At 42.4% G+C, this 26,763-nt stretch carries 27 protein-coding genes and 10 pseudogenes; 6 read left to right on the forward strand and 31 right to left on the reverse strand.

Annotated elements, in window-relative coordinates; translation table 11 throughout:
• Nucleotides 1-141: 141 nt before the first annotated feature.
• The 10 genes and pseudogenes from GSM_RS15150 to GSM_RS13065 all read right to left on the reverse strand — a co-directional run.
• On the reverse strand, nt 142-318 hold the full coding sequence (locus tag GSM_RS15150) for a hypothetical protein (protein WP_020090529.1): 177 nt from the start codon (nt 316-318) through the stop codon (nt 142-144).
• Nucleotides 318-536, reverse strand: a complete 219-nt coding sequence (locus tag GSM_RS13030) for a DUF2188 domain-containing protein (RefSeq protein ID WP_003687813.1) — start codon at nt 534-536, stop codon at nt 318-320. Before GSM_RS13030 ends, GSM_RS15150 begins: the two co-directional genes overlap by 1 nt.
• Nucleotides 537-728: 192 nt before the next feature.
• Nucleotides 729-1,604: a CorA family divalent cation transporter gene (locus tag GSM_RS13035; RefSeq protein ID WP_003687814.1), complete on the reverse strand. Its 876-nt coding sequence runs from the start codon at nt 1,602-1,604 to the stop codon at nt 729-731.
• Nucleotides 1,549-1,689 (reverse strand): hypothetical protein, encoded by a 141-nt coding sequence (locus GSM_RS15245; RefSeq protein WP_156648670.1) that lies wholly within the window; start codon nt 1,687-1,689, stop codon nt 1,549-1,551. Before GSM_RS15245 ends, GSM_RS13035 begins: the two co-directional genes overlap by 56 nt.
• Before the next feature lie 90 nt (nt 1,690-1,779).
• The gene (locus tag GSM_RS13045; protein WP_003687815.1) at nt 1,780-2,007 is read right to left on the reverse strand and encodes a general stress protein; all 228 of its coding nucleotides are present in this window, start codon (nt 2,005-2,007) and stop codon (nt 1,780-1,782) included.
• 457 nt (nt 2,008-2,464) lie between these two features.
• On the reverse strand, nt 2,465-3,394 hold the full coding sequence (locus GSM_RS13050; RefSeq protein ID WP_010078393.1) for an IS30-like element ISLpl1 family transposase: 930 nt from the start codon (nt 3,392-3,394) through the stop codon (nt 2,465-2,467).
• A gap of 213 nt (nt 3,395-3,607) precedes the next feature.
• A pseudogene (locus tag GSM_RS15155) lies at nt 3,608-3,682 on the reverse strand (recombinase family protein); the annotation flags it as partial.
• 59 nt (nt 3,683-3,741) lie between these two features.
• A complete protein-coding gene (locus GSM_RS13055; RefSeq protein WP_003690776.1) occupies nt 3,742-5,133 on the reverse strand; it encodes an MATE family efflux transporter in 1,392 nt (463 codons plus the stop codon).
• Nucleotides 5,134-5,841: 708 nt separating this feature from the next.
• A pseudogene (locus tag GSM_RS14405) lies at nt 5,842-6,012 on the reverse strand (recombinase family protein); the annotation flags it as partial.
• A 334-nt stretch (nt 6,013-6,346) separates the two neighbouring features.
• Nucleotides 6,347-6,736: pseudogene (locus tag GSM_RS13065) on the reverse strand (transposase); the annotation flags it as partial.
• A 97-nt stretch (nt 6,737-6,833) separates the two neighbouring features.
• Here GSM_RS13065 and GSM_RS13070 point away from each other — a divergent pair.
• Nucleotides 6,834-7,760, forward strand: a complete 927-nt coding sequence (locus GSM_RS13070) for a glutathione S-transferase C-terminal domain-containing protein (protein WP_003688755.1) — start codon at nt 6,834-6,836, stop codon at nt 7,758-7,760.
• Nucleotides 7,761-7,824: 64 nt separating this feature from the next.
• Here the strand turns inward: GSM_RS13070 and GSM_RS14410 are convergent.
• From GSM_RS14410 to GSM_RS13085, 3 genes and pseudogenes are all read right to left on the reverse strand, one after another.
• Nucleotides 7,825-8,235 (reverse strand): annotated as a pseudogene (locus GSM_RS14410) (IS30 family transposase); the annotation flags it as partial.
• 50 nt (nt 8,236-8,285) lie between these two features.
• Nucleotides 8,286-9,164: an IS3 family transposase gene (locus GSM_RS13080; protein WP_003688752.1), complete on the reverse strand. Its 879-nt coding sequence runs from the start codon at nt 9,162-9,164 to the stop codon at nt 8,286-8,288.
• A gap of 23 nt (nt 9,165-9,187) precedes the next feature.
• Nucleotides 9,188-9,475, reverse strand: coding sequence for a transposase (locus GSM_RS13085; RefSeq protein WP_003688751.1), 288 nt, complete (start codon nt 9,473-9,475; stop codon nt 9,188-9,190).
• Between the two features lie 100 nt (nt 9,476-9,575).
• On the opposite strand from GSM_RS13085, the pseudogene GSM_RS14815 reads away from it, so the two are divergent.
• Nucleotides 9,576-9,890, forward strand: a pseudogene (locus GSM_RS14815) (transposase); the annotation flags it as partial.
• Between the two features lie 77 nt (nt 9,891-9,967).
• Here GSM_RS14815 and GSM_RS15535 read toward each other — a convergent pair.
• From GSM_RS15535 to GSM_RS13125, 7 genes and pseudogenes are all read right to left on the reverse strand, one after another.
• On the reverse strand, nt 9,968-10,102 hold the full coding sequence (locus tag GSM_RS15535; RefSeq protein WP_003645890.1) for a hypothetical protein: 135 nt from the start codon (nt 10,100-10,102) through the stop codon (nt 9,968-9,970).
• 70 nt (nt 10,103-10,172) lie between these two features.
• Nucleotides 10,173-10,595 carry a dihydrodipicolinate synthase family protein gene (locus tag GSM_RS14415; protein WP_003688748.1) on the reverse strand — a complete coding sequence of 141 codons (423 nt, stop codon included), beginning with the start codon at nt 10,593-10,595 and terminating at the stop codon, nt 10,173-10,175.
• An 18-nt stretch (nt 10,596-10,613) separates the two neighbouring features.
• A pseudogene (locus GSM_RS14820) lies at nt 10,614-10,697 on the reverse strand (PbsX family transcriptional regulator); the annotation flags it as partial.
• A gap of 55 nt (nt 10,698-10,752) precedes the next feature.
• Nucleotides 10,753-11,049, reverse strand: a complete 297-nt coding sequence (locus GSM_RS13110) for a hypothetical protein (protein ID WP_002817475.1) — start codon at nt 11,047-11,049, stop codon at nt 10,753-10,755.
• Between the two features lie 18 nt (nt 11,050-11,067).
• Nucleotides 11,068-11,232, reverse strand: a complete 165-nt coding sequence (locus GSM_RS14825) for a DUF2933 domain-containing protein (RefSeq protein ID WP_003688746.1) — start codon at nt 11,230-11,232, stop codon at nt 11,068-11,070.
• Between the two features lie 49 nt (nt 11,233-11,281).
• The gene (locus GSM_RS13120) at nt 11,282-13,528 is read right to left on the reverse strand and encodes a heavy metal translocating P-type ATPase (RefSeq protein ID WP_010078397.1); all 2,247 of its coding nucleotides are present in this window, start codon (nt 13,526-13,528) and stop codon (nt 11,282-11,284) included.
• Nucleotides 13,529-13,778: 250 nt separating this feature from the next.
• Nucleotides 13,779-14,210, reverse strand: coding sequence for a CopY/TcrY family copper transport repressor (locus GSM_RS13125; protein ID WP_003688738.1), 432 nt, complete (start codon nt 14,208-14,210; stop codon nt 13,779-13,781).
• Between the two features lie 434 nt (nt 14,211-14,644).
• Here GSM_RS13125 and GSM_RS14420 point away from each other — a divergent pair, with 434 nt between their 5' ends.
• Nucleotides 14,645-15,565 (forward strand): IS30 family transposase, encoded by a 921-nt coding sequence (locus GSM_RS14420; RefSeq protein ID WP_029327458.1) that lies wholly within the window; start codon nt 14,645-14,647, stop codon nt 15,563-15,565.
• Nucleotides 15,566-15,615: 50 nt separating this feature from the next.
• Here GSM_RS14420 and GSM_RS13135 read toward each other — a convergent pair whose 3' ends face one another.
• The 6 genes and pseudogenes from GSM_RS13135 to GSM_RS13160 form a co-directional block, all read right to left on the reverse strand.
• Nucleotides 15,616-16,941: a dihydrolipoyl dehydrogenase family protein gene (locus tag GSM_RS13135; protein WP_003688734.1), complete on the reverse strand. Its 1,326-nt coding sequence runs from the start codon at nt 16,939-16,941 to the stop codon at nt 15,616-15,618.
• A gap of 5 nt (nt 16,942-16,946) precedes the next feature.
• The gene (locus GSM_RS13140; protein WP_003688732.1) at nt 16,947-17,906 is read right to left on the reverse strand and encodes an ABC transporter ATP-binding protein; all 960 of its coding nucleotides are present in this window, start codon (nt 17,904-17,906) and stop codon (nt 16,947-16,949) included.
• Nucleotides 17,906-19,438: an ABC transporter permease/substrate-binding protein gene (locus GSM_RS13145; protein WP_003688730.1), complete on the reverse strand. Its 1,533-nt coding sequence runs from the start codon at nt 19,436-19,438 to the stop codon at nt 17,906-17,908. The genes GSM_RS13140 and GSM_RS13145 overlap by 1 nt, the downstream gene beginning before the upstream one ends.
• A 250-nt stretch (nt 19,439-19,688) precedes the next feature.
• Nucleotides 19,689-20,264, reverse strand: a pseudogene (locus GSM_RS14425) (hypothetical protein); the annotation flags it as partial.
• A 94-nt stretch (nt 20,265-20,358) separates the two neighbouring features.
• Nucleotides 20,359-20,919, reverse strand: a complete 561-nt coding sequence (locus GSM_RS13155) for a 5-formyltetrahydrofolate cyclo-ligase (RefSeq protein WP_003569255.1) — start codon at nt 20,917-20,919, stop codon at nt 20,359-20,361.
• A 7-nt stretch (nt 20,920-20,926) separates the two neighbouring features.
• On the reverse strand, nt 20,927-21,283 hold the full coding sequence (locus tag GSM_RS13160) for a DUF488 domain-containing protein (protein ID WP_029327459.1): 357 nt from the start codon (nt 21,281-21,283) through the stop codon (nt 20,927-20,929).
• A gap of 203 nt (nt 21,284-21,486) precedes the next feature.
• On the opposite strand from GSM_RS13160, the pseudogene GSM_RS14430 reads away from it, so the two are divergent.
• Nucleotides 21,487-21,861: pseudogene (locus tag GSM_RS14430) on the forward strand (CorA family divalent cation transporter); the annotation flags it as partial.
• Here GSM_RS14430 and GSM_RS15450 read toward each other — a convergent pair.
• The gene (locus GSM_RS15450) at nt 21,806-22,153 is read right to left on the reverse strand and encodes a hypothetical protein (protein WP_076621455.1); all 348 of its coding nucleotides are present in this window, start codon (nt 22,151-22,153) and stop codon (nt 21,806-21,808) included. The pseudogene GSM_RS14430 and the gene GSM_RS15450 overlap by 56 nt on opposite strands.
• Nucleotides 22,154-22,237: 84 nt before the next feature.
• Nucleotides 22,238-24,301: a MobQ family relaxase gene (gene mobQ, locus GSM_RS13170; RefSeq protein WP_003688720.1), complete on the reverse strand. Its 2,064-nt coding sequence runs from the start codon at nt 24,299-24,301 to the stop codon at nt 22,238-22,240.
• Nucleotides 24,302-24,554: 253 nt separating this feature from the next.
• Here mobQ and GSM_RS13175 point away from each other — a divergent pair, with 253 nt between their 5' ends.
• Nucleotides 24,555-24,782: a hypothetical protein gene (locus GSM_RS13175; protein WP_076621456.1), complete on the forward strand. Its 228-nt coding sequence runs from the start codon at nt 24,555-24,557 to the stop codon at nt 24,780-24,782.
• A gap of 22 nt (nt 24,783-24,804) precedes the next feature.
• Nucleotides 24,805-25,083 carry a hypothetical protein gene (locus tag GSM_RS13180; RefSeq protein ID WP_003691012.1) on the forward strand — a complete coding sequence of 93 codons (279 nt, stop codon included), beginning with the start codon at nt 24,805-24,807 and terminating at the stop codon, nt 25,081-25,083.
• Here GSM_RS13180 and GSM_RS13185 read toward each other — a convergent pair.
• The 3 genes and pseudogenes from GSM_RS13185 to GSM_RS13195 form a co-directional block, all read right to left on the reverse strand.
• A pseudogene (locus GSM_RS13185) lies at nt 25,073-25,757 on the reverse strand (ATPase). The gene GSM_RS13180 and the pseudogene GSM_RS13185 sit on opposite strands and share 11 nt — an antisense overlap.
• Nucleotide 25,758: 1 nt before the next feature.
• Nucleotides 25,759-25,956 (reverse strand): hypothetical protein, encoded by a 198-nt coding sequence (locus tag GSM_RS13190; protein ID WP_003691009.1) that lies wholly within the window; start codon nt 25,954-25,956, stop codon nt 25,759-25,761.
• A gap of 154 nt (nt 25,957-26,110) precedes the next feature.
• Nucleotides 26,111-26,763: pseudogene (locus tag GSM_RS13195) on the reverse strand (replication initiator protein A); the annotation flags it as partial.

The raw sequence follows: 26,763 nt of genomic DNA on the forward strand, positions 1-26,763 counted from the left end.
GGTAGATTACAAATTTAATCCGAATTATTTGCAATTTAAAACGTAGTCTCCAATATTGTATTTAGTATGCCTCATGGGAATTCACTCTGATTTATGTGGCCCCCTTCAAATTGGAATTTGTAATCTAACATAAACGGCTTATTAATCACGCCTAACCGGCTCTTCAGGTTGTTTTTCAGGGTATATTTTTTCTGGATTTATTTGGGGATTTTCAGGCGGAGTCTTTACTGGAAATCTTTGTGGTAATTGCTTTTTAGGCTTTTCTATTGGTATATGAGGAGTAATTTTGTTTGGGTGTTTTTCCAAAAGTGATATCATTAGCTATGCCTCCTTAAATTCTTCTTGAATGGAGTGTCGTCTTTTAAATCAGAGCGATGTTGATACCATTTTTCCGCTTGTTCCATAGCAATTGAAATGGCCCGCTTATCGTCATAATTTTTTTCTTTAAGCGCATTTGCGATCTCAATAGCTTTTTTTCGAACCACTTTTTTCAAATTTTTCATTGATGGTGGGTAATTTTGTTCATTCCAAGGCATTTCAATAACCTCCATTATTTACAATTAAGTAAATTTTTTAGTCAATTAATCGTAAAGTTAAAGTCCAAGTTAATCTCTTAAGTAGCAATATCAATATTCCGACACCACTTCTTAGCATAAGTTAATGCAATTTTCTTACGACTAAACATATATGTTCTTTAATAATAACAATTGGAAAACCTTTTTTGTCAGTTATAGGTACTTTTTCTTCTTAAGCCAGTTATAAACAAGGATTGAGCAGATGAGTGAAACAGTAATTATAACAACTGTACCGTGGGATTCATTACTAAGTGGTACCTTCGTGTTCATCCCCCAAAAGCCAAAAATAATGGTGGGGATACTTAAAACGATTGATAACTCGCTCAATGTCTTCATGATGATATTAAGCTGAAAAGAAACCACATTCGTGATTAAACCACCAATATGATTTAAAAATTTTTTGTAAGAAATTAAGGTACTGTTAATAAGGCTTCTTTGATTGGAAATATTAGAAAACAAACTCTTATTAATTGTTAAATTTAATTGAAAAAAGCTTCCCTGGTGTTTAATCAATTTTAAAACTGATTCATCCTCTTTATAGGTAGATTCAATAACAATCATAAGTTTTTGAAGATTGAACAATTCTAAAAAGACAGTTTTATTAGGCCCCAAAGAATTCATTTGGCTTTCTAAGTGGTCAATACGATCTTTTATCGTGCGCAAGTCAGATAGCATCTTTTTATAAGCTAATAATATAAGTTTTAAAGCTATATACATAGATGATTCGTTATTTTGATGGGCCGTCTCTTTCTGAACATTTTCTAAAATATTAGAAAAACTATAGTTAAATAAAGTAATAATCTCATCAGACAAGATAAAAATAAAAACATTAGATATCAAGTTATCCAATTTCAAATTAACATGTGAAATATCTGGAAATAAAAGAACTAATAAAAGAACAAAAGGCGTCTCGGTACTGCTAATTTCTTCACAGCGAGTATCATCGTTAGTTATCAGGCCTGTCAAGACATCTTCATTGATTCCCATTTTTTTTAGAAATAAATGATAATTCAGCTTTGCTTGGATCAACTAATTTCCTCCAGATAGCAGAGTTATTATCCAAATCAACTTTAGTTAAACGACTATTTTTTAAAGCATAATTTGTTAATGTCATGGAGTCCTCCTTGTATAATAGTGATTTACAAAGATTTTCTAAATCAAACCCCCTCCCTGCCAAGTAAATAGATGTCATTGCATTATCTATTTACTTGGCAGGGGGTAAATTACCCCAATCTGAGGTGTATTTTAATCTTACTACAACTAATTTTGGACACATTTTTTTGCCGTTTTCACGATAGAAATCCTTATCGTGTGTCTTGGCGGTCTTTTCGCCACCCTTTTCTCCTAATTTCTCATAAAAATTTTTATCATGTGACTTAGCGGTTGCTTTTCCGCCCTTCCGGCCAGCTTTTTCGCGTGCATTTTCTATCATTCATACTTGTATCTTCCTAATCATATGATTTTAGATATGGAAAAGAGTATATAGATTATTTGTTATATATTAAATAAGATTACAGCATGTTGGTAAGCGTTGTCAAAAAAGTTGCTTTAGTTTCAACCGATAGTCACTAGACTCATATTTTAACTAAGAAATAGTATCCATGTAATTTGCCCCAAAAAGGTTTCTAATTATAAATTTCGAACTAGACATTGAATTATGATGATATTTTTCGTAAAAATAGTGTAGAATCAAATACATCATCAGTAGTTAATCTCATTTTTTAACTCAAAACATGTCCACTTATAATTTTGATTTCAAATACTTATCATTGACTTGCACATTATCAACTGGCTTTTCTTAATTTAAATACAAAGAGGTAGATTGCAAATTTAATCCGAATTTTTTGACAAATTAGTCAGCATGACTTGGTAAGGGGTAGATTGCAAATTTAATCCGAATTTTTGGACAAATTTGTCAGCATAACCTGATACGGTGTTTGCCAGTCGAGTATTTTAAGCGGTCGCTGGTTAATTTGGAGTAACGTCGTCGTTAAATCTTGAGCACTAATGTGCTCAAAACGAGTCCCTTTAGGATAAAAATAACGTAAATTCCGATTAAAGCGTTCATTACTACCACGTTCAGCTGGCGTATAAGCATGGCAGTAATAGGTCTTAATACCATATTGTGATTCAAGTGATACTAGCCCACTAAACTCAGTGCCACGGTCCACCGTAAAGCTGTGCACCGGACCATTAAAAGTGGTTAGGAACTTAGTTAGGGCTTCATTAACAGTCGCTGTCGTCCGATCTTTTAACCGGTATGCCCAAAGGAACCGTGATTTGCGATCGATTAAAGTTAATAAAACTGCCTTACTATGCCCACGAGGACCAACGACTGTAGCTAGTTCAAAATCGCCGATGCGATTACGTTGATTAATCATCATGGGACGCTGTTCAATTGATCGCCCCAAAGATTGATTATATTTGGATCGTTGGTCAACGTTACGCCGTTTGCGTACGCCATGTTCAGGTAGATCATTCAAGGAGAAACCAATTCTCCCCTGATTTAGCCAATTATAAATAGATTTAGTAGCTAGTTTAAATTCGTGAGCAATCATTTTTGGTGACCAGCTTAGACGTAAATGGTTGAGAATTTTTTGCTTTAACTCATCGCTCAGCTTAGTTTTCCGACCACATCGTGATTGCTTGTATTCGGCATCTGTTTGTGCTAATTCAGCCTGATAAGGTTGACATCGAGATAATTCATAAGAAATTGTTGACGGTGATCGGTTCAGCCGAACGCCCATTTGGATATTGGACAGCCCTAGTTCACAAAAGGTTTCGATTTTAATTCGTTCGGAATAGGTTATACTAGACAAAAGATCAGCTTCTAAAAGATGGGTTTGTGGTAAACACCATTTTAAAGGAAGCTGATCTTTTTTGTCCGAACAGCGTTCGGATTAATTTTACAATCTACCGAAATCACTAAAGTTATTCTTCTGGCAAGTCCATCAAGTTAATTGTTTTCTGATCTAATGGATTAGGTGAGAAAGTTATTGTGTCCACACATCTTCCTACCTTTCTATGCTTGATTAAGAAATCAATTTAAACCTCCGCTGTTGCGTGCGTTTACTAATCCCCGTCTTTCGTGCAATCATCTTATAAGTCTTTAAAACAAAATTGATAACAAATATTATCAAAAAATCCAGCTTGTTGCAAGTCTTAATTATGAGTTGTCGGAATCCGCCAAAATAGGCGTCGGTTCTTCAGCGACCACGGTCGTCATGCGTTCTTGAAGCCGCAAATCACGAACGGACTTAATGTACGCTGGCAAAAGTACGGCACACGATCCCAGCCAGGCTAGTGGCTCTGAGCTACATGCCCCGGCGTAACCAAGCAGTCGAACCAAAATCAAAGCAGCGAACACCCGCATAAATAGTTCCGCAGCCCCGGCCAGTGTCGGAATCGCACTGCGACCCAGACCTTGAAGCGTGTTACGCATAATGAAGAGCATCGACAGTAACAAATAAGTACTCCCAATGACGTTGAAATACGTCTGCGACAAGTTCAGGACGGCCACATCTTGATGACCAACGAAGAAGCCGACCAGTTGCTTGCCCCAGATAATTTCAATCAGACCAGCAACGACACTAAAGCTCCCCGACAGCCACATCGTTTGTTTGACACCCGTAATAATCCGCTCATACTTGTAGGCGCCGTAATTTTGAGCCGCAAAGGTCGCCATCGTGACCCCAAACGACATCAGCGGTTGCGTCGCCAATTGGTCAATTTTTTGAGCGGCAGTCGTTGCGGCCACAGAGTTCGTTCCGAGACTATTCAGCGCAGCTTGTAAGACAATCGTTCCAATCGCAATGATCGACATTTGAAACGCCATTGGTAAGCCGACGTTCAAATGTGCCCGTACTTCTGCCCAGACTAGCTTGAAATGGCGCCAGCCAATGTGCAGAATCGGCACCTTGACCATGATATACACGACGCACATCAGGGTCGCAATCGCTTGTGCCAGAATAGTGGCCCAGCTAGCACCGGCGATGCCCCACTTAAAGACCAGAATGAACAGTAATTCGAGGCCAATATTAATTAAGGCACTGATAATCAGAAACCACAACGGTGTCCGACTATCGCCGAGTGCGCGAATGATGTTCGACAACAAGTTAAACCCAATCGGGGCTAACATCCCGCCAAGCATGATTTGTAAGAAGGTCCGGGCATCCGCGATAATATCCGTCGGCGTCTGCATCAGCAACAAAATATGGTCCACAAATATCAGTGACAGTACCGTCAAAATAATACCGACGATCAGACTGACCACGATACTGATGGCAAAACTCCGCCGAACTGCTTTAAAATCACGGGCACCAAAATGTTGCGCCGTTAAAATCGACAGCCCGGCCGTCAAGCCTTGCGCGAACCCGATAATCAGGAACTGGACACTCCCCGTTGACCCGACAGCTGCTAGGGCTTTGACCCCAAGTGTCTGACCAACGATCAACGTGTCTGACAAACTATAAAATTGCTGAAAAATGTTACCGATTAGTAATGGAACTGTAAACCAGAAAATTAATTTTAATGGTTTCCCCTTTGTTAAATCGTTCATTTTCGCACTCCTTTCGTTAATTAAGATGGCCTGCTTGTAATCATTTTCCCGTTAACCAAACAATCAAGCAAACTTTGGTAGTATATCAACTTTGGTTTTAGAATACTAGTGGTTTGTTCCCTAAAAATTAAATAATTTATTTTCGCAATTATTTGGGGCTTCCGACTTGGGATTATCAAGTCAGTGACTGGCAGTCAGAACCGCCCCAGCTACCATCATCGCATGGTACCCAGGGCCACGCGTTTTGGTATTTCTACTGCGACATCCCCCGTCTTTCCACCGTGACACCTCATTCAACGCAAAAAAGCGTCCAGAAGTTCTGCACGCTTGCGTTTAGTTTTGTTTCTCTGATCAACACGTCATCCGCATCCAGCGAGCAACGCAATCAGATTTTATTCAATTAGTCACTTGTATTCGCGGTCGGCCAAACTTCATGCCGCAGATTAACGTCAAAATTACAGTATCACCATATAGTGGTACTGACCCGCGCATAGCCATATTTCATCTTTTTCACTCCTTATTTATGTCATTAAGTAATGACACGTTTCTAACCCTTTAATTATACAGCATCAAAAAATAGGCCACAACTGTTGAGTTTTGTCGCTTAAAGCATAGCACTAGGGAGGCTTAGATGCCTTTTTTTGTTATCAAAAAGGGCCTAGTACTTTTGGAATGGAAATACTTTCCAACACCAAAAATTCTAGACCCTACAATATCACCCTCACGAATATAGGCCAACATTTTTTGCAGTTCTGGCCGATTAGTGTTAGCCCCACTTAATTTATCCGTAAATAATTTATCAACGCCCTTTAAAGCCGCTAACTGTCGATCTAAATGTTGCTCTCTGGAACTTACCCGGGCATACCCGATTTTAGCCATTTTTAGCGCTTCCTTTTGGACAGTTCTAATGAACATTTGTAATTCCTAGTATAGCACAGAAGCAAAAAAGACCAATAGGGTATACCCTAGTGGCCTTTTTTGATCCATTATCAATGGCTTTTTAAATTAGGGCCTAGTACTTTTGGAATGGAAATACTTTCCAACACCAAAAATTCTAGACCCAAATAAATTTACCTACGGGTTATTTATCAATTAACTTTGATAGATAATAACCAACTACAAATCCTAAAGTATTAGCAAGCACGTCATTTATAGGTAGCGTCAAGAATCTTGTGTAAATGAAATGCCTTCGTACATATAATATGTATCTAACTTAAATAAATGATGCTTCCAAGGTGTCCTGGAGTCCTTTGAATCCTCGGTGGATCCGCTTCAGAGACTTCTCGTTATAAACATTAAACTGAGAAACCAGGAAGCGATCCAGTGAATCTTCCGTTGGAAATTGTTCTTTGTGGTGGGTGGTGCGCTTGAGATGCTTATTAAAGTTCTCAATCAGGTTAGTGGAGTATAGTGACTGCCGGATAGCTGGTGGAAAGTCCATGAAAGTGAGTAAATTCGGCATTTTAAGCAGATCTTTGATTAATTTGGGATAGGTCTGATGCCAGTTGTTGGCGAACTCATTCAGTTTCAGTTCGGCTGCTTCACGGTTGGCGGCCCGATGAACTTGTTTAAAGTCACTGATCACGGCCTTGCGGTCTTTTACGCTCTCAAAAAAATAGCTAATTCTTAAATGCTGAGCAACAAATACCCAATTAAATCAGCAACGTTTTATAATCAAAATATCAGTGGGAGGTAAAATTATGACAGAAAATTTAACATGTGAATTTCAGCCCAAGCAACCAACGACCGTTACGCAATCAACCGTAACAATTGATAAACGTTTTTCAACCAATGAGCTACCAGTTGAAGCTGGTCGCTATCGCTTGATCCTTGGCAGGTTTTGTCCCTGGGCAACTCAAGTAGCGATTGAAATTGATTACTTAGGATTAGATCAAGTAATTTCCAAGGGTGTCATTTATCCTTTGCGCCGCAATGGAATCCAAACTGATTGGTGGTTTGGTGAACGTGATGATTTCGCAGATCCAGTCCTAAAAACAACGCGTCTATCGCAAAATTATCAGAAAGCTCTGCCGAGTTTTGAGGGCCGTTCTAGCGTTCCAGCGTTAGTTGATATTAAAACTGGGAAAGTCGTCAATAATGTTACCAATACGCTTTTAGATGAATTGGCTTTGAAATGGGGACGTTATGCCAATGAGAAGCAGATCGAATTTTTCCCGCAAACTCGGATTGGTGAATTCAAAACTGCAGCAGCTGATATTTTAGAAAACATCAATCGTTTGCCTGGGAAAATTACAACCGTTAAATCACAAGCTGAGTATGAAAAATTAGTGCAGATTTTTTTTGATCATTTAGCTAAATTTGACCAGGTTTTGCGGCAGCAAAAATACTTGTGGGGTGATAAGCTAACGCAATTAGATGTTCGGCTGTACGTCACTTTGCTAAGGTTTGATTTAGTTTATTATTATCAAAATAAATTAAGCTTGCACCGATTAACAGATTACCCGGCACTTTGGGCTTATGCAAAGCGCTTGGCCCAGATTCCAGCGTTTAAGAACTATACAGATTTTGAAGACATTAAAAAGCACTTCTATCAGCAAGATGATCGGCCGATTACAACCTTTGAGCGAGTGATTCCATTACTAGATGAACAGAAGTGGTTAAGTTAATTTGAAAAAAGGCTTGACAGATTTTTTTGAAAGAGGCAGATTGCAAGAAATAACTTGAACGAATTTAGTGACGTAGATTAAGCAAGAAGATCTCGATTGGTGTGTGCCAGTTAAGACATTTAAGTGGTCGGGAATTCAGATACCAATTGATTTGAACCAGCTGGCGATCGCTCAGCTCTTCAATGGCTTGTCCCTTGGGAATAAACCGTCGCAAAACTCGGTTACGGTTTTCATTACTACCGCGTTCATGTGGTGAATAAGCATGGGCAAAATAAACCTGAGTACCTGTTAGCTGTTCAATTGTTTGATAGTTAGCGAACTCTTTACCATGATCCACGGTAAGCGTCTTGAGCTTGTCTTGAAGTTGACTAGCTAGTTCAAGTACGGATTGAGTCATGGACTGACTGTCGCGACCATGGAGCCGTTTAACAATTATCAGGCGACTCTTACGTTCCACAAAAGTGGCCACAGCTTGACTGGTCCCCTGTCAATAAAATAGACAATTTAAATAGAGACTTTTTTGTCCTATGCCACGACTAAATTTTGAATTTGAGTTTGATACTCATCTTCAAGTTGCTTTGGTGATTTGAATCCACAGTGACTGTGAATTCTAACTGTGTTGTAAAACGTTTCAATGTACTGAAAAACTAGTCGTTTAGCTTCGGAGTATGAATGGATTTTAAACCGATTTATCCATTCACGCTTAATCAAGGCATGAAACGACTCAATGCAGGCATTATCCCAAGGATAAGCTTTCTTTGAATAGCTTAATGTCATGTTAGCTGTAACTTGATTGTAAGCTTCAGACGTAAACTGACTACCACGATCACTGTGCATGATTAATGGCTTGCTAATATGGCGACTGTGCTTAGTCTTTTCAATAAGTGGGATGACATTCGATACCTCCAAGGTTTCAGATAAGTCCCAACCAATGATCCGTCGGGAGTACAAGTCCATAATACTGGTTAAATAAACGAATCCGTCATGAACTGGAATATAAGTAGTGTCAATGCACCAAACGGCGTTTGGTCGCAATGGATTGAACTGCTCGTCTAAAATATTTATTAGCTGTTTATCAAACTTAGAATTGCGAGTGGTAGTCGTCCAAGGGGTTAGGTAAACGGCGTGAATGCCAAGTTCACGCATATACTTACCAACAGTTCGTTCAGCGATCTTATATCCTTTTGAGCGAAGTTCTTGGGTGATTTTGCCGGCACCGTAAATACAAAGGCTTTTGTGCCAAATTGCTTTAATTTCACCTTGAATAAACTTCTTCCGAAGCTTTCGCGGTGATTGGTGATTATGACGCTTTTCTCGTTGATAGTAACCACTTCTTGAGATTCCAACATAATCACACATACCATTGATGGAAGGGTGGGATTCCAAAGCGTGCTGAACGTCCATTTCTTGGTATACCTTTTCGGTAGTTACTTGCTCAGAATCCCGATTGATTTTTTTAATACTTCGATCGCTCCTTCAGCGTCACGAAGTTGACGCTTTAGTCGTGCAATCTCCTTGTCCTTATCGCTGGCAAAATTACCGGAGCCACGGCCAAACTCCCCAGTCTCAGTAAATAGCTTAATCCATTTATGTAATGTACTAGCCCCAATACCTAGATTCTTACTTATTTCATTCATGGTCATGTGATCCTTGTTATCTAAGTAATACTGAACGGCCTGTTCCTTAAATTCCTTGTCATAACTGTGCTTCGTCATTATTTGATCCTCCAATTTACTTCCTTAATTATACTAAATCAGAGTCTCTATTTAACTTGTACACTTTTTATTCTAGGCCCAGCCAAATCGAATACCGGTGTTAGATTATCGGACGACTGTCCATACTGACCAAGGATTTCAGTATCAGCATCGCCACTGGCAAAACACGCTTAAAGAGCACCATGTATTTCAGAGTATGTCACGTAAAGCCACTTGTCTCGACAACGCCGCCATGGAGTCGTTTTTTCACATTATGAAAGTCGAGGTTATGGATGAACATTTTGAGACCAAAACAGCGCTTATCGAAGCTATGAACGAATGGATAGACTTCTACAATCATCGGCGCATCAAAACAAAACTGGACGGCAAGTCCCCGGTAAAATACCGGGAACTTACCGTCCAGAAAGCAGCTTAATAAAGTTGTCCAATTTTAAGGGTTCACTTTATCAAGCCGTGCCTTGAAAGTCTTTTTTGATTATCCCAATGAGAACTTTAATCGTGATGGCGTGAACGTGTCCCTAAAAAGTAAGCACCAACGGCTAACAGAATCAGTAAGCTGATAATGCCCAAGCCGCCACCCATCCACATAAAGGGCATACCGCCAGTAAAAGCCCAACCGCACATCATGGTCACCACTTTCCTAATTATTTTAGTTTCAGTATACGCGCTTTTGCCAGGTACTACCAACCGTTCTGCATTATTTTAAGCTGTTGAGTAGTTGACTTTGTTCATTGGTGGTTAACGGTAAAATTGGTAGGCGCGTGCTTCCGACTAACCAGTGTTGGGCGTTCAGCGCCGCTTTGACGGGTGCCGGTGAGGGTTGTGTGAATAGTGCTGCCATCTTCGGCATTAAACGTCGTTGAATTTGCCCTGCTTGGGTGATATCGCCGTGGTTCAAGGCGCGGCGCATCGTCGCCATTTCATTTCCAAATAAATGACTCGCCACTGAAATCGTTCCCTGACCACCCAAGACGAGGGTGGTCAAGCTCTGAGCATCTTCGCCCGTGTAAACGAGAAAATCTTTAGGCGCCTTTTCAACAATTGCGGCCAATTCTTCATCGGAACCACATTGTTTGATTCCAATTCTGTTCATGACCACGGCTTGGATTAAAGTTAACATAAAATATATCACCTTGGCTTACCATTGAAGTTCATTACCTTCTGACTTTCCCCAATCAAGCTCGTGATCCCTTTTCCCGTCATCTTGCCAATGACTGGCTAACCTCATTCTACAATTCGCCATATAAAAAAGAGTGCCATGTGACACTCTTTTTGAGCTATTTAATATCAACAACACCGACAAATTCAACATCATCAATTGCAGTTAAGTAAAAACTATCAGTTGGTCCAAGTATTGCAAGTTGACCATTTTTGATTGTACATTCTTGATCTGGTGTGGTCAGTTTCACCGTCCCTTTTAAGGGAATGAGAACTATATTTCCAGGTACAGGGTGAAATTCTCCGTTGTTTGTCACTGTATTTTTCTTTAGTATACGATGACCAACCCGTCTTTGACCATTTTCGTAAAGGTGTTCATGGACCTCATCACCGCGACTACCAGTTAATATTTTCATATAATATATACCCCCAAGTTAATTGACTTTTTTACGTGGCTTTTCAGTATTATTGGAATTTTGTTGAGTGTTGTTTCCACAGCCGCCCATACTACCAGAGCCACCGTGCATACCCTTGTGCATAAATAGCATCATGAGTGGGTGTGCTAGAAGAAAAAGGGCTATCAGAATCCATTGTGACATAGTTTCACTTCCTTTTGCTTTGTTTCTATAATAAGTATACATCACTTAATTACACGTTTTTAATCTTTTCACCAGTCAATCCCATCGCATTAATTGCCACGATAATTGTCGACATCGCCATGACCGCAGCACCAACGGCTGGGTCTAGAATGATTCCAATAAATGACAACACACCGGCAGCGAGTGGAATTGCGACAATATTGTAGCCTGCTCCCCACCAGAGATTTTGAACCATTTTCCGATTTGTGATTTTAGCCAAATCAAGAAAATGTAAAATATCGCTGGGTTCTGATTTAACCAACACAACATCAGCGGAATCAATGGCAACATCGGTTCCGGCGCCAATTGCAATTCCAATATCGGCCGCGGCAAGACTTGGTGCGTCATTTACGCCGTCACCAACCATGATGACGTGATTGCCCTTTGCTTGATAATCAGCAATAATCTTTTGCTTATCATCTGGTAATAGGCCTGCATGGAATTCAGTCAATCCTAGTAAGTTAGCAACGTGTTCCGCGGCTTTTGGATTATCGCCAGTGAGCATTACGGGGGTAATTCCTCGCCTCTGAAGACCACTAATTAATTCCCTAGCACCCGCTTTGATGGTGTCGCCTTCAGCAACCATTCCTTGAACTTGGGTGCCCTGCAATAGGAAGCTGACGGAATTACCCTTAGCAGCCCATTTATCAGCAGCGGCCTCGTCAAACCTGATCCCTTGCTTCGTTAAATAGTTACCATTAGCAATCGTATAGTCAGTGCCATCAACATTACCGGAAATACCAACGCCCGGAATATTTTGAGACTTTTCAGCCGCAACGACTTCAATGTCCTTCGCTTGGGCTTCAGTAATGATTGCTTGGGCCAGCGGATGAGTCGAATTATTTTCAAGGGCGGCCAGTCGGCTTAATAACGTTGTTTCGTCAATCCCATCATTTGGAATCAATGCATTCACCGTAAATTTACCTTCTGTTAACGTGCCAGTTTTATCCAAGAGAACGTGGCTAACATGTTGACTTGCTTCAATGGCTTGGCGATTTCGAACTAATAGCCCATTTTGAGCGCCAATCGTAGTAGAACGAGAAACCACTAATGGAATCGCTAATCCTAATGCATGCGGGCAAGCAATCACGAAGACGGTCACCATGATCGTCATTGCAGTCGCCAATCCCTGGGGTAACCAGGCAAAGAAAGCAATAATCCCAACACCAAGTGCCGCGTAAAATAGATACTTGGCAACTAAATCAGCTTTATCTTCTGCTTTAGATTTAGCTTGCTGGGCATTTTGAACCATTTTCATTACTTGAGAAAGATAGCCGGAGTCACCAGTACCACTAATTTTAACCGTTAGCGTCCCGTTATTATTGGTTGCACCACCAATGACCTTATCGCCAACGTTCTTGGTAACGGCAGCAGATTCACCGGTTACCAGTGCTTCATTCACGGTCGACTCCCCAGCCGTAATAACACCATCGGCTGGAATACTCTCACCTGAACGCACTTGGAAAGCTTGACCAACTTTTAAATCAGATACTGGCACTTCTTTTGTTTCACCATTATCTGTAACTAGATGGGCCGTCTTAGGCAACAGGGCCGCCATCTTTTGTAAGGCATCCCCAGCCCCCATCAATGCATTCATTTCAATCCAGTGTCCTAGAAGCATAATTAAAATCAGGGTTGCAAGTTCGAACGAAAAATTCATTACATGATTTGCCGGGTTCAAGAAGTTGTTGGCAATAAATGCGTACAAACTGTAGAAATACGAAACGGAAATTCCAAGGGTTACTAGCGTCATCATTTCAGGAGATTTATCCTGAATTTCCGCTTTAGCCCCCTTTAAAAATGGCATTCCGCCATAAAAGTAAAGTGCTGTATCAAACAAAACGATGATAATGCCAACAATTAGCGGTGAACTGAAACTAAGGATGGAAACGTTTAAACCCATGATTGGTGCTAACAGTAAAACTGGAATCGCTAAGACAACGGAGACCCAAAATTTAACTTTCAAATTCCCCATATGCATCATTGAGCCACCGTGCATCATCATGTCGGTCCCAGCCATATCCATATCACCGTGATTCATCCCACTCATATTCATAGTTTCGTGATTCATGTTCATTTGACCATGATCCATTTCGGCCATATCGTGGTCCATGTTCATTTGATTATGATCCGTTTCGGTCATATCGTGATCCATTTTCATGTCATCATGATCCATATGACTCATATTTGATTCATTATTTTCCATATTCTTAGCACTCATGTTTTTCATGTTCATATGGTCCTCTTTATTTGCCATGATTATCGACCCCCTAAAAATAAGTGTGCGTAGCAAAGCGGTTAGAAGCCGGAACATAAGTTCCTTGTGTGGAAATCCCCGGGCTCGGGATTTTTCCACCAGGTTCTTATATTTAGGCTTCTGCTTTGCGGAGCACCATGCCACTATATGAATGAGAATTACGACAAAAATTCATAAATTTCCGCCATCTGAAATCCCAGATTCTGGATTTTTGTGCAGCAATCCTAAAAGTAGACAGAACACCACAGTCTTAACACGTTTGATCACCTGGCAAGCAGTTACACTGAACTTCCTCGGGCGCTGTTTTGGCCTTTTCAGCTAGAATCGCCTGTAAGTTCGCAATATCCGCCCGTGAGAGTTCCCTTGACTGAATAACGCCGGCAATTGTTGAACCAGCCCGCATCGCACACATATGGTCAAACAAATCATCTGCCGCTGCCGCCATTGATTCCTTCTCGCCAACAACCGGCTTATACGTGAATGGTCGACTGCCGCCATGCTGCGCAACCGCCTGTTTTTGAATCAACCTGTGAAGTAGCGTTTTGGTTGTTGAAGCTGACCAGCCTTCTAATTCGTTCATAGCATCGATTAGTTCACGACTAGTCGCATGTCCCATTGTCCAAATTGCTCTCATAACCATCCATTCAGAATCGGTGATGGTTACATTCTTTGCATCCTGCAATTGGCTTCCTCCATTAATTGAATTCTAAGTTTACGTTTGTAGCCTCTTAACACTTATTAGTTTACAACTGTAGTCACAATAATGCAACCTTTCTGCCAGAAAATACCATGACATTAAAAAAACGCCTAGATAATATTCCAGGCGTGGTTTGATACGATATGTTAAATTAATGATCTGGGAATTTTTGGTTTTCTTGTTAGTATGGTGAAATGCCTCTTAGAACCTGTCTAGTATCTGCTGAATCTGGTAGAATTGTGGAAAACCGACTGAGGAGTTTGTCATGCCAGATTATCCAAGCAATATTTCTCGAGCGCAATTTGCGTTCCTAGATTGCATAATTAAAGTTACCACCCAGAAAATGTGAAAAAAGACCTGTCCGTTCTTGCTAAAATGGTGTTTGCATAACATACCATCTAGAGAGAAGGACAGGTCCCATGGCCATTATAACCTTAATTGAACGATCTCAGATAGAACTGATGCAACACCACACGATTCAATACATCGCCGCGACCTTAGGCCGCTCTCGTATTTCTATTAGGCATGAGCTTCACCGTTGCCCTGAAGGTGATTACTGCGCCATTATAGCTCAGGATCATGCCGATACTTGTCGGCATCGTTGTGGTCGGCACTCGATTTTAACGCCTAAGTTGAAGCGGATGGTAACTGAGAAGCTAAACCTAGGTTGGTCCCCTGAAATGGTCGGTTATGCCGTTCACTGTGCGCCACACACGATTTACCACTGGATTTATCAAAGACAAGTCGATTTTCAGCCAAGCCAACTCTTTGATCACGGTAAACGTCATAAAAGAAGACAAGACCTTCGGTCGCGCTATAACCAAGCAGTAGGCACCTCAATTGAGATTCGCAGTGAGTCAGCTAATCGGCCAACCGAAAAAGGACATTTAGAGATGGATACAGTTCGCGGTGGTCGCGGGTCAAAGGCTGCTGTTTTGACCATTGTCGATCGGGTGACACGTTTAATGGCGACAACTAAGCTTGAAAACTTATCACAAAATGCTGTTCTCAAGGGATTTGCAAGACTGATGGTGGACTTTCCGGGTCCGGTTCGATCAGTGACGGTTGATCACGGTAAAGAGTTTTCCTGCGATCAGGCGCTTACAAAGCGCTATCGGATACCGGTTTACTTTTGCCACGCCTATCACCCGAATGAACGGGGCACAAATGAACGGTTCAATCGAGAACTTCGCTACTATTTCCCGAAGGGAACACAGTTTGATCAGGTTTCAGAGACCGATATTCAACAAGCCACAGCGCTTATCAATAACAAACCTAGAAAATGTCTCCGTTGGCAAACCCCAGTTCAAGCAGTGAGCAAGCCTCTTTCTAGGTGGTAACTTTATTATTGCAATCTAGGACATACCAATTAAGGTCATATCATCCCATATCAAAAGAGATACTGCAAATCACTCTGCGCACTTGGATAAGCATAGATCTTGTTTAAATCACTCGGCTTTTCACCAGCATCAATGGCCGCTGCGAAGGTATTGATCAAGTCCTCAGCCAAGCTGGCTAAGACGACAGCACCGGCAAGTCGGCCGGTCTTTTTGTCGACAATGGTCCAAACTTGTGCGTCAGGATCCTGAATTCGATTATAGGTGTACCAGTGGGTTGTCCCGTTGTGCTTGACGGTGTATTGATCAGGTGCTGCTTCCGCCGTCTCCAGTGACACACCGACTTTGGCTAACTCAGTCGGACCAAAAACAATGTTTGGAATAGCTGGATAGGTGATCGGGGTCGGATCGCCTAAAATCTGCTCGGCAACATAGCTGCCTTCGAAGCCGGCCACCGGTGTTAATTTAGGCTGTGGCTTCAAATTGACATCGCCGATTGCATAAATCGTCTCAACTGCGGTGCGAAGATGGTCGTCAACCGGAATACCACGCGTATCAGCCTTAATACCAGCATTGGCTAGCCCGAGGTCGGCAACATTGGCGATACGACCCATGGCAGTGATTGCCATGTCAACATTCAAATCGAAGTTATCAGCATGTAGATGGGTCATGGTACCTAAGGGCGTGATTTTAGTCAGTTTGACGTTAGGATGAAAATGAATCCCGGTCTTGGCAAGCAATGGTTTTAAAGCTTCGGTAGCGACTTTTGGGAATGCCCGTAACAACCGATCAGAATGACCGATGATATGCACCTCTGCGCCAGCCGCTGCAGCAATGTTGACCAGTTCGACACTGACATAACCGGCTCCGATGAAGGCAATGCTGGTTGGTAACTGATCAAGGTCCAGAAAATCCCGACTCGTTTTAAGCAGATTGGCCCCTGGAATGTCCGGATAACGAGGCGTGTGCCCAGTCGCGATCACAATATGTTCACCGGTCACGTTTTGGGAGCCAACTTTGACAGCATGTTCACCTAAAAGCTGAGCATGACCATACAACGTCGTGATCCCAGCATGAGTCAGGCCATTCAATGTGCCAGCAGGTACGCCCGTTGTGTAACTGCGCTTGAATGCCATTAAGGATGGCCAGTCAATCTTCGCCGTCCCGCTGATCCCAAAGCCATTCATGCGCAAGGCAGCATTTTTAACTTCGACACCGCGATACAGCATTTTTTTCGGATCGCAGCCATAGTTGGGACAGGTGCCGCCCCACAAATCGTTTTCAACGACTAATACTTTTTGCTTTGCTGCTAAACCGTAAGCTGCTGCTAAGCCGCCTGGGCCGCCACCAATCACAATCGTTCCATAATCATAAGCCATCACGATCACTCCTTCGTCTCTGTGTTCTGATCGACAAATGCACTTGCGAGATAGGCGACAACACTATGGGTATTGACCACAAACGCACCATGTTCACTATTCACGTGCAACGCCTCATGCGCATCTAAAAGCGGCAACGCCTCGGCCAGCGTCAAGTTGCCGCCAACCGCATGCCGGGCCGACACATCCGCTGCAAATGGTGCTAACTGACTGAGCGTGACCTGCAGACCCTGATTGGCTTGCGCTCCCTTGAACAAATCCGCCACGAAATCATTAGCTGGATTAGTCGCAATTTTTTCCGGCGTATCAACCTGCAAGAGTTTGCCACCGCGCATCACGCCGATCCGATCACCAAGTTTCATCGCTTCAGCCATATCGTGGGTCACAAAAATGACAGTGTTCTTCAAGGCACGATGTAAATGCAGCAGCATATCCTGAAGCTGAGTGCGGGAAATCGGATCTAATGCTGAGAACGGTTCGTCCATCAAGACCACCTTAGGCCGTGATGCTAAGGCCCGCAAAATACCGATGCGTTGCTGCTGCCCGCCGGATAATTCGCTTGGCATGCGATTGCGGTACTCGGCTGGCGGCAAATCAACTGTTGTGAGTAACTCGTCTGTTGCCGTCCGAATTTTTTGGCGCGACCAGCCCTTCATTTCGGGGATCACGGCAATGTTTTGCGCCACTGTCATGGTTGGAAACAAGGCGATCTGCTGCAGGACATACCCCAGATCCCACCGCAAGTCGCGCATTTTGTAACTGGTGAGCGGTTTGTCGGCAAATTCGATGACGCCGCTCGTTGGATCAACCAAACGATTGATCATTTTCAGCGTCGTGGTTTTGCCGCTGCCGGAGGTGCCGACTAGCACAAACAACTCCCCTTGATCGACCTTCAGGCTAAGATCGTTGACCACGGGCTTGCCGTCATATTCCTTTGTGACGTGTTCAAGACTGATCAATGCCATCAGCGCACCTCCTTCAGCAAGCCATGCTGAACCAAATAGCGGTGAGCCACAGTTGCGGCCTTTTCGTTCTTAACACTCACGGCATAATTCATGGTCTGCATCTGTTTTTCCGTAATTTGACCAGCCAACTTGTTCAATGCAGCTACAAGTTGCGGGTGTTTTTCGGCAAAGGCCGTTCGCATCAATGGTGCACCGCGATAAATCGGAAACAACCCCTTATCATCTTGCAACGCCACCAGATGATATTGCCGCAATTGCGCATCAGTCGTATACCCATCGGTCAAATTGATCTGCCCGCGATCTAAAGCTTGGTAACGCAAGGAAGCATCCATTGAATCCACCTTAAACTGCAAGCCGTATTTTGATTGGATGCCCTTATACCCATCTTGCCGGTCAATGAACTCTAAATCAAATCCGGCGCGAATGGATGGTGCAATTTTGCCAAGATCGCTAATGGTATGCAGATCATAACGCTTGGCAAAACTTTCCTTAACGACTAAAGCATAGGTATTGTTATACGCCATCGGTTTGAGATAGCTCAGGCCTTGTTTAGCAAGCAGTTTCTTTGCAAGTGGATAATTATCTTTACCAGCCGTCACCTGTTGTTGCTGAGCGGCAGATGGTTTCGTCAAACTTGCCAGAACCGTCCCGGAAAACTCAGGGTATATGTCGATCTTATCGGTTCTCAACGCATTGTACAAGAAGCTCGTCTGTCCAAAGTTCGATTTCAACGTGACCCCGACATCAGGATCAGCTTTTTGAATGAGTTCTTTGTACATATTGATCAAAATATCCGGTTCACTGCCTAGTTTTCCCGCAATCGTGATAGTTTCCTTTGGTGCGGTCACATAAGTGTATACTTGGCTGCCAACCATACCAAAGATGGCAACCGCCACAACCCCGACGCTGACCTTCCAACTCACTTTTTGCATGACATTTAAGAGCCACGAAAAGACAATCGCCAATAGCGCTGCTGCCAAAGCACCCATTAACGTTAACGCCGCATCATTTCGATCAATACCTAGCAAAATGAACGTACCTAAGCCACCGGCGCCGATCAAAGCTGCCAGCGTCGCGGTTCCAATAATCATGACCATTGCCGTCCGGACACCCGACAAGATAACCGGTAAGGCGATGGGCAATTCAACTTTGAACAACTTCCGCAATCGACTCATGCCAAACGCATCGGCTGCTTCTTCATAGGAAGGATCAATATCGCGTAAACCGATATATGTATTTTGAAAAATCGGCAATAAAGCATACACCACTAAAGCAATAATCGCTGGCAGTGTCCCGATACCCACAAACGGAATCAACAACCCTAACAAGGCCAACGAAGGAATGGTTTGCAAAACACCAGTCACTTGCAGCAGCACTGCCGCGGTTTTGTGATGCGTCTGGACCCAAACGGCCAATGGAATCGCAATCACAACGGCGATCATCAAGGCAATTAAGGATATTTCGATATGTTGCCCCAAGGCACTAAGCAACTCGCCGTGCCGTTCAGAAATTGTCCGCCACAAATCAGCCATGTTATGCCTCCAATTGAATGTGATATGAGTAAGTGTAACACCAAGTTTTCACGTGCAACAAGATAAGGTGTGTTATATTCTGGCAAGTTCATCTTTCTTCTGGGAGCTGGTGAAATAACGGTAGTTCGCGTTAACTTCGCAGGCGCCTGCCACTGTCTTAAACGCTTCAAGAGGCAGTGCCATGGGCAATCTAGCTCGAATACTAGGATAGAAAGCAGAGAGTTGGCGGAGCGGCGATGGGCTCAGTGGTGAGATTGGCCTCAACATAGCGATAACTGTGCGGTGTTTTGTTTTTCAGCGTAATCGTGTTGTTCAACTCGGATGTGAGCGTCTTGGCGTAGCTTCGAACAGTGCCGGTCGCGCCATCGACTGAATACTGGCGAACGGCAGTCGGCTTATTGTTCTTGTACGTCGTCGCACTGGCATATTCATAAACATTAGCGTGTTCGGATGTCAATGTTAGTTTGCCATTTTTACGCTTAAAACTGCCGGTGTCGTTGACGACAAATGGATGCCCATGAGGATCGAGAATGAGCAGGCGAGTGTAGGCTTGGTCATCTGTCAGCTTAACATAGACGGTTAAGTCATGTTGATCGCGGTCTAGATCGATGACCGTGCCCGAAGCCTTATGAGTACCGCTGTTAAATGGGTGCGTGACGGCGACCGAAGATGAAACACTGCTGCTGGAAGATGTCACCGGGCCTTGAACTTTAGCACCGCGAAGAACGAGCCACATAAAAACAGCTACAAAAATAACCGCGGTACCAATACCGGTGAGCGTGAGATAAAGCGTTCGACGATTCTTGCGAATACGTTCACGTCGCATATTGTGCCCCCTGAAATAAGATGAAAAAGGTTTATTTTAATATAAGGAATGTCCAGTAGAAAGGCAATCTTTTACCAAATGCTTAGCCTAACCGTTACACAATGACATCCCCATTAGCAAGAATCAAGGTTTGAATTGGAACATCAAACGGCTCCACAGGCCAAGCCACTTGCGGAAACGCCATCACGGGTGGTACCAGTGTGATCGTGGTGCCGCGATAAGTTGTCAGGAAGCGATCATAATAGCCGCCACCAAAACCGATGCGGTACTTGTCAGCCAGCGAAAAGCCAATGCCAGGCACCAAAATGAGATCAGGGGCGGCATGAATCTGATCGGCTTGATAAGGCGGCTCCGGGATACCAAAAGCACTGGTGATCAGCTTGTCTTTGCCAGGATCAGGTAGGAAAACCATTTGCCGCTTGGGCATGACCCGTGGTAAGTAGACAGCTTTATTGGCGTCGTGGGCCGCCTGAATAATTGGCTCGGTTGGGACTTCAAACGGTCCGCTTACGGTAACACCGATGCTGTGAGCACGTTGCCACATAGGTGTTTGAACTAGTGCGGCCAAAAGCGCTGCACTGGCAGCCTGAGTCGCTTTCTGGGCGGCTTTCAGACGTTTTAACTGAAGCGGGCGAAATTCGGCTTTGCTTGGCATAGTGACCTCACTTTGTTTTGAGTAGTTCGCTTAGAGCAACGGCTTGGTTATGCGTTTCGTCCTTGGCACCATAGAGCATAATGACTGGCTCTTGTTCATGTTGCTTCAATGTTTTGATGAAGTCTGGCAGGTCAGAATTAGCTGCTAACTCAGCTAAGTACCGCTTCTTGAATTCAGGGTACTTTTCAGGGTCGTGACCAAACCACTTCCGCAACTCAGTGGACGGCGCAATGGTTTTGGCCCATAAATCCAAAGCAGCGTTAACTTTGCTGATGCCACGTGGCCAAACTCGGTCAACAAGGACACGGAATCCGGATGCTTGCGGTTTTTGGTAGATGCGTTCAAGTGTTACTTTCAAAATCATCACCTCACTGACTATTCTACCAGCCTTGGCAACTAGTGGCCGAAGGGGAGGATAGATACGTTATAATAAAAGAGAACGTGAACTGGCGCGTGTAGCAATCTGCGTATGAGCATTTTGGACGGGATTGGCATCGCGGACAAGGGTGCATACAGAACGGCCTCTGCGCCAGTAAACGCGCTTTAATACGGCCAAGAGGTGTTGAAATGATTACGCGTTATCAGATCCAGCCACGAGGAAATATGCAGGTAGCCACAGACGATCAGGCCAACTGGATTCGAGTTTCGGCGCCGTTGCCTCAAGAACTACAGACGCTGGCGACGACATACGGGCTGCCAGCAACCTATCTGGCGGCAGCAACCGATCAACATGAAAATGCACGAGTGGAAGGCTTAAATCCGGCAGATCAGGTACCAGGGTTGATTGTTTTGCGTTACCCGGTTGAAACGACTAGTGAAACGGGGTTTGATCAATACAATACGGTACCTATGACCATGATTCTACTGAATGATCGTGTGATCACGATTACCCACGATCCCTTACAAGCTTTCGATGATTTGGCTCAACAACTAGCTTTCCCCTAGCCCGCCCGGTAAAATGGATTGTTAGGAGGGTGACACCCAGAATCGTAACTTCTAGGTGCTGATCCTCGTTAGCACTACTATTGCTGACGAGGACGCCCTCTTTTTTTGATTGTTTCTTTATCCATTCAATGCCTTCCAATGAAATTAATTTAACTGTGCCGGTTTCCATTAAATATTCTTCGGGCATGCTATTTGGGTGCCGCCTTAACCATAAGCTTACATATGATCGGTCATGCCCTAGCTTGATAGCGGCTTGGGATAAACTAATCCATTCGTGTTGTCTTGCCACATGCAGGTAACTCCTTGCTTAAATAATTAACTAAATTATAGCACCATTTGAACACACTTGTGTACATTTGTTTTTACATTTACATTACAAGTGCATGCCCCCATCTTCATGCCGGTTTCGAGTTTGGTGTTGCCGTTGCTTTTTCGTCATTTCCCACTCAGTCTCCTTTAAACCTTGCGCCTGTTTTTGCCGTTGGTAATCTTCATCACGGGCATATAGGGCGGTCATGATTGCGTTACTAAAGGCCGTCTTTAAGTAATAGTCTGGACTAACTGGCTTGTAGTTCAGTGGTTGATAATGTCCGATATTTGCTTTTCGGCACTGGTCGTCCTTAGCTTGTTGCTCTTTTAACTGCTTTCGGATTTTTTCAATCTGGCTGGTTTTAATAGTTGGATCATCTTTACACTCACCAAGAAAAATTTGTTTCGTTCCGTCATGCTTTAAAACTCGTTGTAAATGATGATTTTCTAACTGATCTAAGCTCAGCTGCCCCGACAAATAAGCTAACCCTAATTGATGTTCTTGGGTACTGAAAACCCTCGGTGGGTTTTCTTGCCATTGTGCCATTGTTTCGACTTTTAATGGCTTTAAAGTTGGATCATAGTACATCACGGCTGTATAAGCCTGTTCTTGTCTAACTAGTGAAAGATCATCTAAATCACCATTAGGAAAGGCTCTTTTCAATACCTCATGGTATTGCGTTTGAATGACTTGCTTAACTGCTATGATTGTCCGTAGGTCTTTGACTGCTCTCGTAATCTTTTGCTGTTCTGCTGGTGAATACTTTTCTAGTAGTCCTTTATCGACGTGTTCTAGGCTTTCTAAGCTATCAGAGTGGATCATTAGCGTATATTTAAGCTCGATTTTGACTTCCTTTTCTTGTTGCATTAATAACTTAAAACCAACGTATGGCCGCTTAGTAAAGGTCAATAATTGTTGCGTCAACAAATCATCACGAATATTCATTAAACGTTCGTTTAATTCACTACCCTTGAAAACTGTTTGTTCGCTATCGGTTTCCTTAATTAATTCTCGTCTTTCAGCTTGCGTGGTCTGTTCAAAGTTAAGCTCTGGATAAAGTTTTTTCGTAGTGCGATCAACTACTTTATTTAAGAGTTCATCTGCTTTTTTGAGTGAGCTTTCTTGTTGGTTAATTGTCAATAATTGTTTAGTCACATCTTCACCAACCGCATGTTTAATTAAGGTGCTGTTTTTCCAATTAAATAGCATGCGCCGCTTATCATCTAAGTTCTCCAAACTGATATAAGTTTTCAGTTCATGGCTTAACTCTTTGACTACCCGTTTTTCATTAAACGAGAAGTGTTTACTTAGGCTATCTAAATGACCTCTATTGATTACTTTTTCTTGGTTATTTTTATAACTGGCTTTGGCCTTGCGATAGTTCTTAACTTGTTGGTTAAATGCTTTTCTTTCATGCCGTTTGCTATTGATTCCCTCATGTTGCATTGGTGTGTCAGCTATTCCCTGTTCCACAAATGATTTTTCGCTGATCCGATCGGGAATATTTTTTTGCTCCAAAGCCTGATTGACACTTGCCGCCCAATTGTGCCGCCATTGATTGATTTTTTCTTTTTTATCCCAATCAACTAACCACACCTTTCTTGATCTTGGGAAACGACTATTTCCTGTATAAGTCTTGTTCCCATTTTCGTCTAATATGTTTTCTCGTTTACTTTTCAATCCCCACGTTCCGTCTGGGTTAAATGGACGGTTAGTTAACATCACATGAGCGTGCGGATTATCTGGGTGATCTCTATGAATTGCCACATCGGCAACCATACCTTCATCAACAAAATTTTCTTGTACATATTTTGTCAATAATTCTTTCTGTTCATCTTCACTTAATTCAACTGGTAGAGCCACGTTAAACTCTTTAGCGTACCGTGAGTTTGCTCGACGGTCCTTTCTTTCAACTTCGTTCCATAATTTCTCTCTATCACTCGCCCATTCTGGCGCATTCTTTGGTGTTAAAATAAAGCTTTCTGGCATAACCGACCGAGCATAAAAATAACTTCGACCTTCTTTTTGATCGAATAATTTTTCGCCACTTCGATAACTTGCTCCAGCAATTGCACTTCTTCCTTTTCCAGCACTAATATTACTAAAGCTCATGTGAAAAATTGCCATGTCGGTCACCACCTTTCTTTGGGTTTATGGGTTTGATTTTGTTGTCGCCAACGGCGACTTCTAATACAAGTGTTTAGCACAATAACACAACCAACTTTAGTTGTTGTGTATAAGTGCGCATTGACCTCGTTTCACTCGGTCTGCTGATTCTCCTGAATTTACTTTTAGTGTATGCCTTCCGCTTCGCTATTTCAACTTTTATACTTTGACTTAACGTTTCCCTTATGATATAGTGTCGGTGATTATTTCTAATATGATTGGAGGGATCGTTATGTCTCAAAGTAACTTAGAAAAACAAGAAGCTAAATTAAAAGCCCTTAATCAAAAAATTAAGGACGAAAAAAATAAGATTGAACAACGGCTAGGTAAACAAATCATCAGTCAAGCCAATTTAGATTATGCTAATTTGTCTAACGATAAGATTAAGCTTTTAGCCAAGCAATTTTCTGAATTTTTAAAGGTAAAGTCCGTAGATCATTAGCCATACGAGATGGGGAAATTCTATGTCTAATCAATATGAAAAACTAGTCGAGCAGCAAGCGCGTTTAAAACAAAAAATTGAGCGGGAAGATTTTAAATTACGGCAATCTAAATACTATGAAAGCCGCCAAGCACGCAAAGTCCGTTCTCGCCGATTAATTCAAAAAGGGGCTTTGCTCGAAAAATACTTTCAAGCTGATAACCTTTCGGTCGAACAAACCGAAGAACTTTTAAAAACATTTGCTGACTATGTTAACGCCCATAAACCGGATAAATTAAAAAACGATCAACCTAATAACTAGGCCGATCGTTTTTATTTTCAGGATTGTTTTTTGGCTTAATTTCTGGATTGTGTTTAGCAAAGTCTTTTAGTTGTTTCTGTATAGCTGCTTCAAAGGTAATTTTGGGATTTATCCAAGGAAAATCACGCAAATTATTTTTGATCACCTGGTCATGCTCTCGTCTATAAACTGATACAAATTTTTGGCTATTATCGTAGATCACAACGTTATCAGCTTTGAATGCAACCGCTGCTAAATTATGGTTTGATTGATTATAGCGTTTTTTAACAACTTCGTCTGGTACTCCGTGCCCACCTTTTTTGACTCGTTCATGAACCCGATTAATTGCGACTTTTTCGTTTTTTAACGCCACGTATAAAAGCGTTACTTCAAAGCCATTCTTGTGGGCCCGATCGATTAAATTAAATTGCGCCCTACCTTGGCCAGCCAAGGTTGTTTCAATATGAATACTCTGCCCGGTATCTAAAGCCGCGTGGAGTTGTTTTATTTCTTCAAGCATTGCCCTAAAATTATCACGCTCTTTATGCCAATCACCACCCATTTTTTGTAGGATTTCATCGGCATTTAATCGTTTGGAGTGAGTAAATAATTCGGGCCTCGCGCGATATAAAGTGCTTTTACCAGCGCCGTTTGTTTATCCCAGCCACAATGATGTATCTCTTTAGCTCACTCATGTTAAATCACAAAATGCTTTTCGTTGATAATTTGCTCCTGGCTTTTATCTAAGAGGTAAGTGTGTAACGCGTCAAACAGCTTGCGTTTATCAGGATCTGGATTATATGCCGTTTGCTCCCAAATGTCTTGAATATTGACTGCCCAGGGGTCAGCCAACAATTGATCAATTGTTTCGATTTCTTTGCTGGGTTTGGTCATTTAAAAAGCTCCTATCCCGTTTTCTAGCTCAGCTATCGTCAATTCGGCCACTTAAGGCAGCTATTTTTACTTCTAAGCGATTTTAAAGCAGTTTTAATATAATTATGCATGTAACACTTAAAACGGCTTAAACGAGCCTATATGACGTTTAATTTCAAGAACGCTCATTGTCAGTGTTCTGTTCTTCGGGGTGTTTGGCCGCATATTCTCTAGCCGCTTGTTTATTCCACCAAACGCCAAATAGGTTTTGCATGGTGCCGTACAAGTAGTTTTCCACGTTCTTGATATGCTTTTCATTGCTTCTTAGGACGTTAAAGTAGCGTCTCAAGGCTTTAGTCATCAAAGGTTTAAGTTCTTCATCGTCCAGTGGGATTAGAACCCCAATATCTTGATGATCCTTTTCAACTCGATATTTAGCATTCAGGATGATACCAATAAACCGGCGTATTTGTTGCGGGGTACGGCACCAAAAACTAAGTAGTTGCACAGCTTCGGGGTCTAAGAAAACCGGTAAGCCACTGTCTTCATCAGTTAAGAAGTCATTAGCATGATTTATGAGATCCTGGTTTTGTTTTTGAATTTCTGCTGGTGAGAAATGGGCTGTGGAAAAGTCCAACTTTTGAGTATCTATATTGTATCTATTAGTATCTATGTTTTTAGAGTCTTTATATAGATTGCTTTCGATTTTCGAAATTTCGCTCGTAGCAAGGGATTTCGGCGTTTCTTGTCCATATTCACCCCTTAAATAGACATCAGTAGCTTTCACATCGAGCTTGGAAAGGTATAAACGATTCGGTTCATTCTTTT

The sequence above is a fragment of the Liquorilactobacillus mali KCTC 3596 = DSM 20444 genome (assembly GCF_000260415.1).
Lineage (GTDB): Bacteria > Bacillota > Bacilli > Lactobacillales > Lactobacillaceae > Liquorilactobacillus > Liquorilactobacillus mali.

Coding starts and splice junctions, on each gene's coding strand:
- GSM_RS15150 (WP_020090529.1), bottom strand. CDS start 318: ATGATATCACTTTTGGAAAAACACCCAAACAAAATTACTCCTCATATA.
- GSM_RS13030 (WP_003687813.1), bottom strand. CDS start 536: ATGCCTTGGAATGAACAAAATTACCCACCATCAATGAAAAATTTGAAA.
- GSM_RS15245 (WP_156648670.1), bottom strand. CDS start 1,689: ATGACATTAACAAATTATGCTTTAAAAAATAGTCGTTTAACTAAAGTT.
- GSM_RS13045 (WP_003687815.1), bottom strand. CDS start 2,007: ATGATAGAAAATGCACGCGAAAAAGCTGGCCGGAAGGGCGGAAAAGCA.
- GSM_RS13055 (WP_003690776.1), bottom strand. CDS start 5,133: ATGAACGATTTAACAAAGGGGAAACCATTAAAATTAATTTTCTGGTTT.
- GSM_RS13070 (WP_003688755.1), top strand. CDS start 6,834: ATGACAGAAAATTTAACATGTGAATTTCAGCCCAAGCAACCAACGACC.
- GSM_RS13080 (WP_003688752.1), bottom strand. CDS start 9,164: ATGGACGTTCAGCACGCTTTGGAATCCCACCCTTCCATCAATGGTATG.
- GSM_RS13085 (WP_003688751.1), bottom strand. CDS start 9,475: ATGACGAAGCACAGTTATGACAAGGAATTTAAGGAACAGGCCGTTCAG.
- GSM_RS15535 (WP_003645890.1), bottom strand. CDS start 10,102: ATGATGTGCGGTTGGGCTTTTACTGGCGGTATGCCCTTTATGTGGATG.
- GSM_RS14415 (WP_003688748.1), bottom strand. CDS start 10,595: ATGTTAACTTTAATCCAAGCCGTGGTCATGAACAGAATTGGAATCAAA.
- GSM_RS13110 (WP_002817475.1), bottom strand. CDS start 11,049: ATGAAAATATTAACTGGTAGTCGCGGTGATGAGGTCCATGAACACCTT.
- GSM_RS14825 (WP_003688746.1), bottom strand. CDS start 11,232: ATGTCACAATGGATTCTGATAGCCCTTTTTCTTCTAGCACACCCACTC.
- GSM_RS13120 (WP_010078397.1), bottom strand. CDS start 13,528: ATGGCAAATAAAGAGGACCATATGAACATGAAAAACATGAGTGCTAAG.
- GSM_RS14420 (WP_029327458.1), top strand. CDS start 14,645: ATGGCCATTATAACCTTAATTGAACGATCTCAGATAGAACTGATGCAA.
- GSM_RS13135 (WP_003688734.1), bottom strand. CDS start 16,941: ATGGCTTATGATTATGGAACGATTGTGATTGGTGGCGGCCCAGGCGGC.
- GSM_RS13140 (WP_003688732.1), bottom strand. CDS start 17,906: ATGGCATTGATCAGTCTTGAACACGTCACAAAGGAATATGACGGCAAG.
- GSM_RS13145 (WP_003688730.1), bottom strand. CDS start 19,438: ATGGCTGATTTGTGGCGGACAATTTCTGAACGGCACGGCGAGTTGCTT.
- GSM_RS13155 (WP_003569255.1), bottom strand. CDS start 20,919: ATGCCAAGCAAAGCCGAATTTCGCCCGCTTCAGTTAAAACGTCTGAAA.
- GSM_RS13160 (WP_029327459.1), bottom strand. CDS start 21,283: ATGATTTTGAAAGTAACACTTGAACGCATCTACCAAAAACCGCAAGCA.
- mobQ (WP_003688720.1), bottom strand. CDS start 24,301: ATGGCAATTTTTCACATGAGCTTTAGTAATATTAGTGCTGGAAAAGGA.
- GSM_RS13175 (WP_076621456.1), top strand. CDS start 24,555: ATGATTGGAGGGATCGTTATGTCTCAAAGTAACTTAGAAAAACAAGAA.
- GSM_RS13180 (WP_003691012.1), top strand. CDS start 24,805: ATGTCTAATCAATATGAAAAACTAGTCGAGCAGCAAGCGCGTTTAAAA.
- GSM_RS13190 (WP_003691009.1), bottom strand. CDS start 25,956: ATGACCAAACCCAGCAAAGAAATCGAAACAATTGATCAATTGTTGGCT.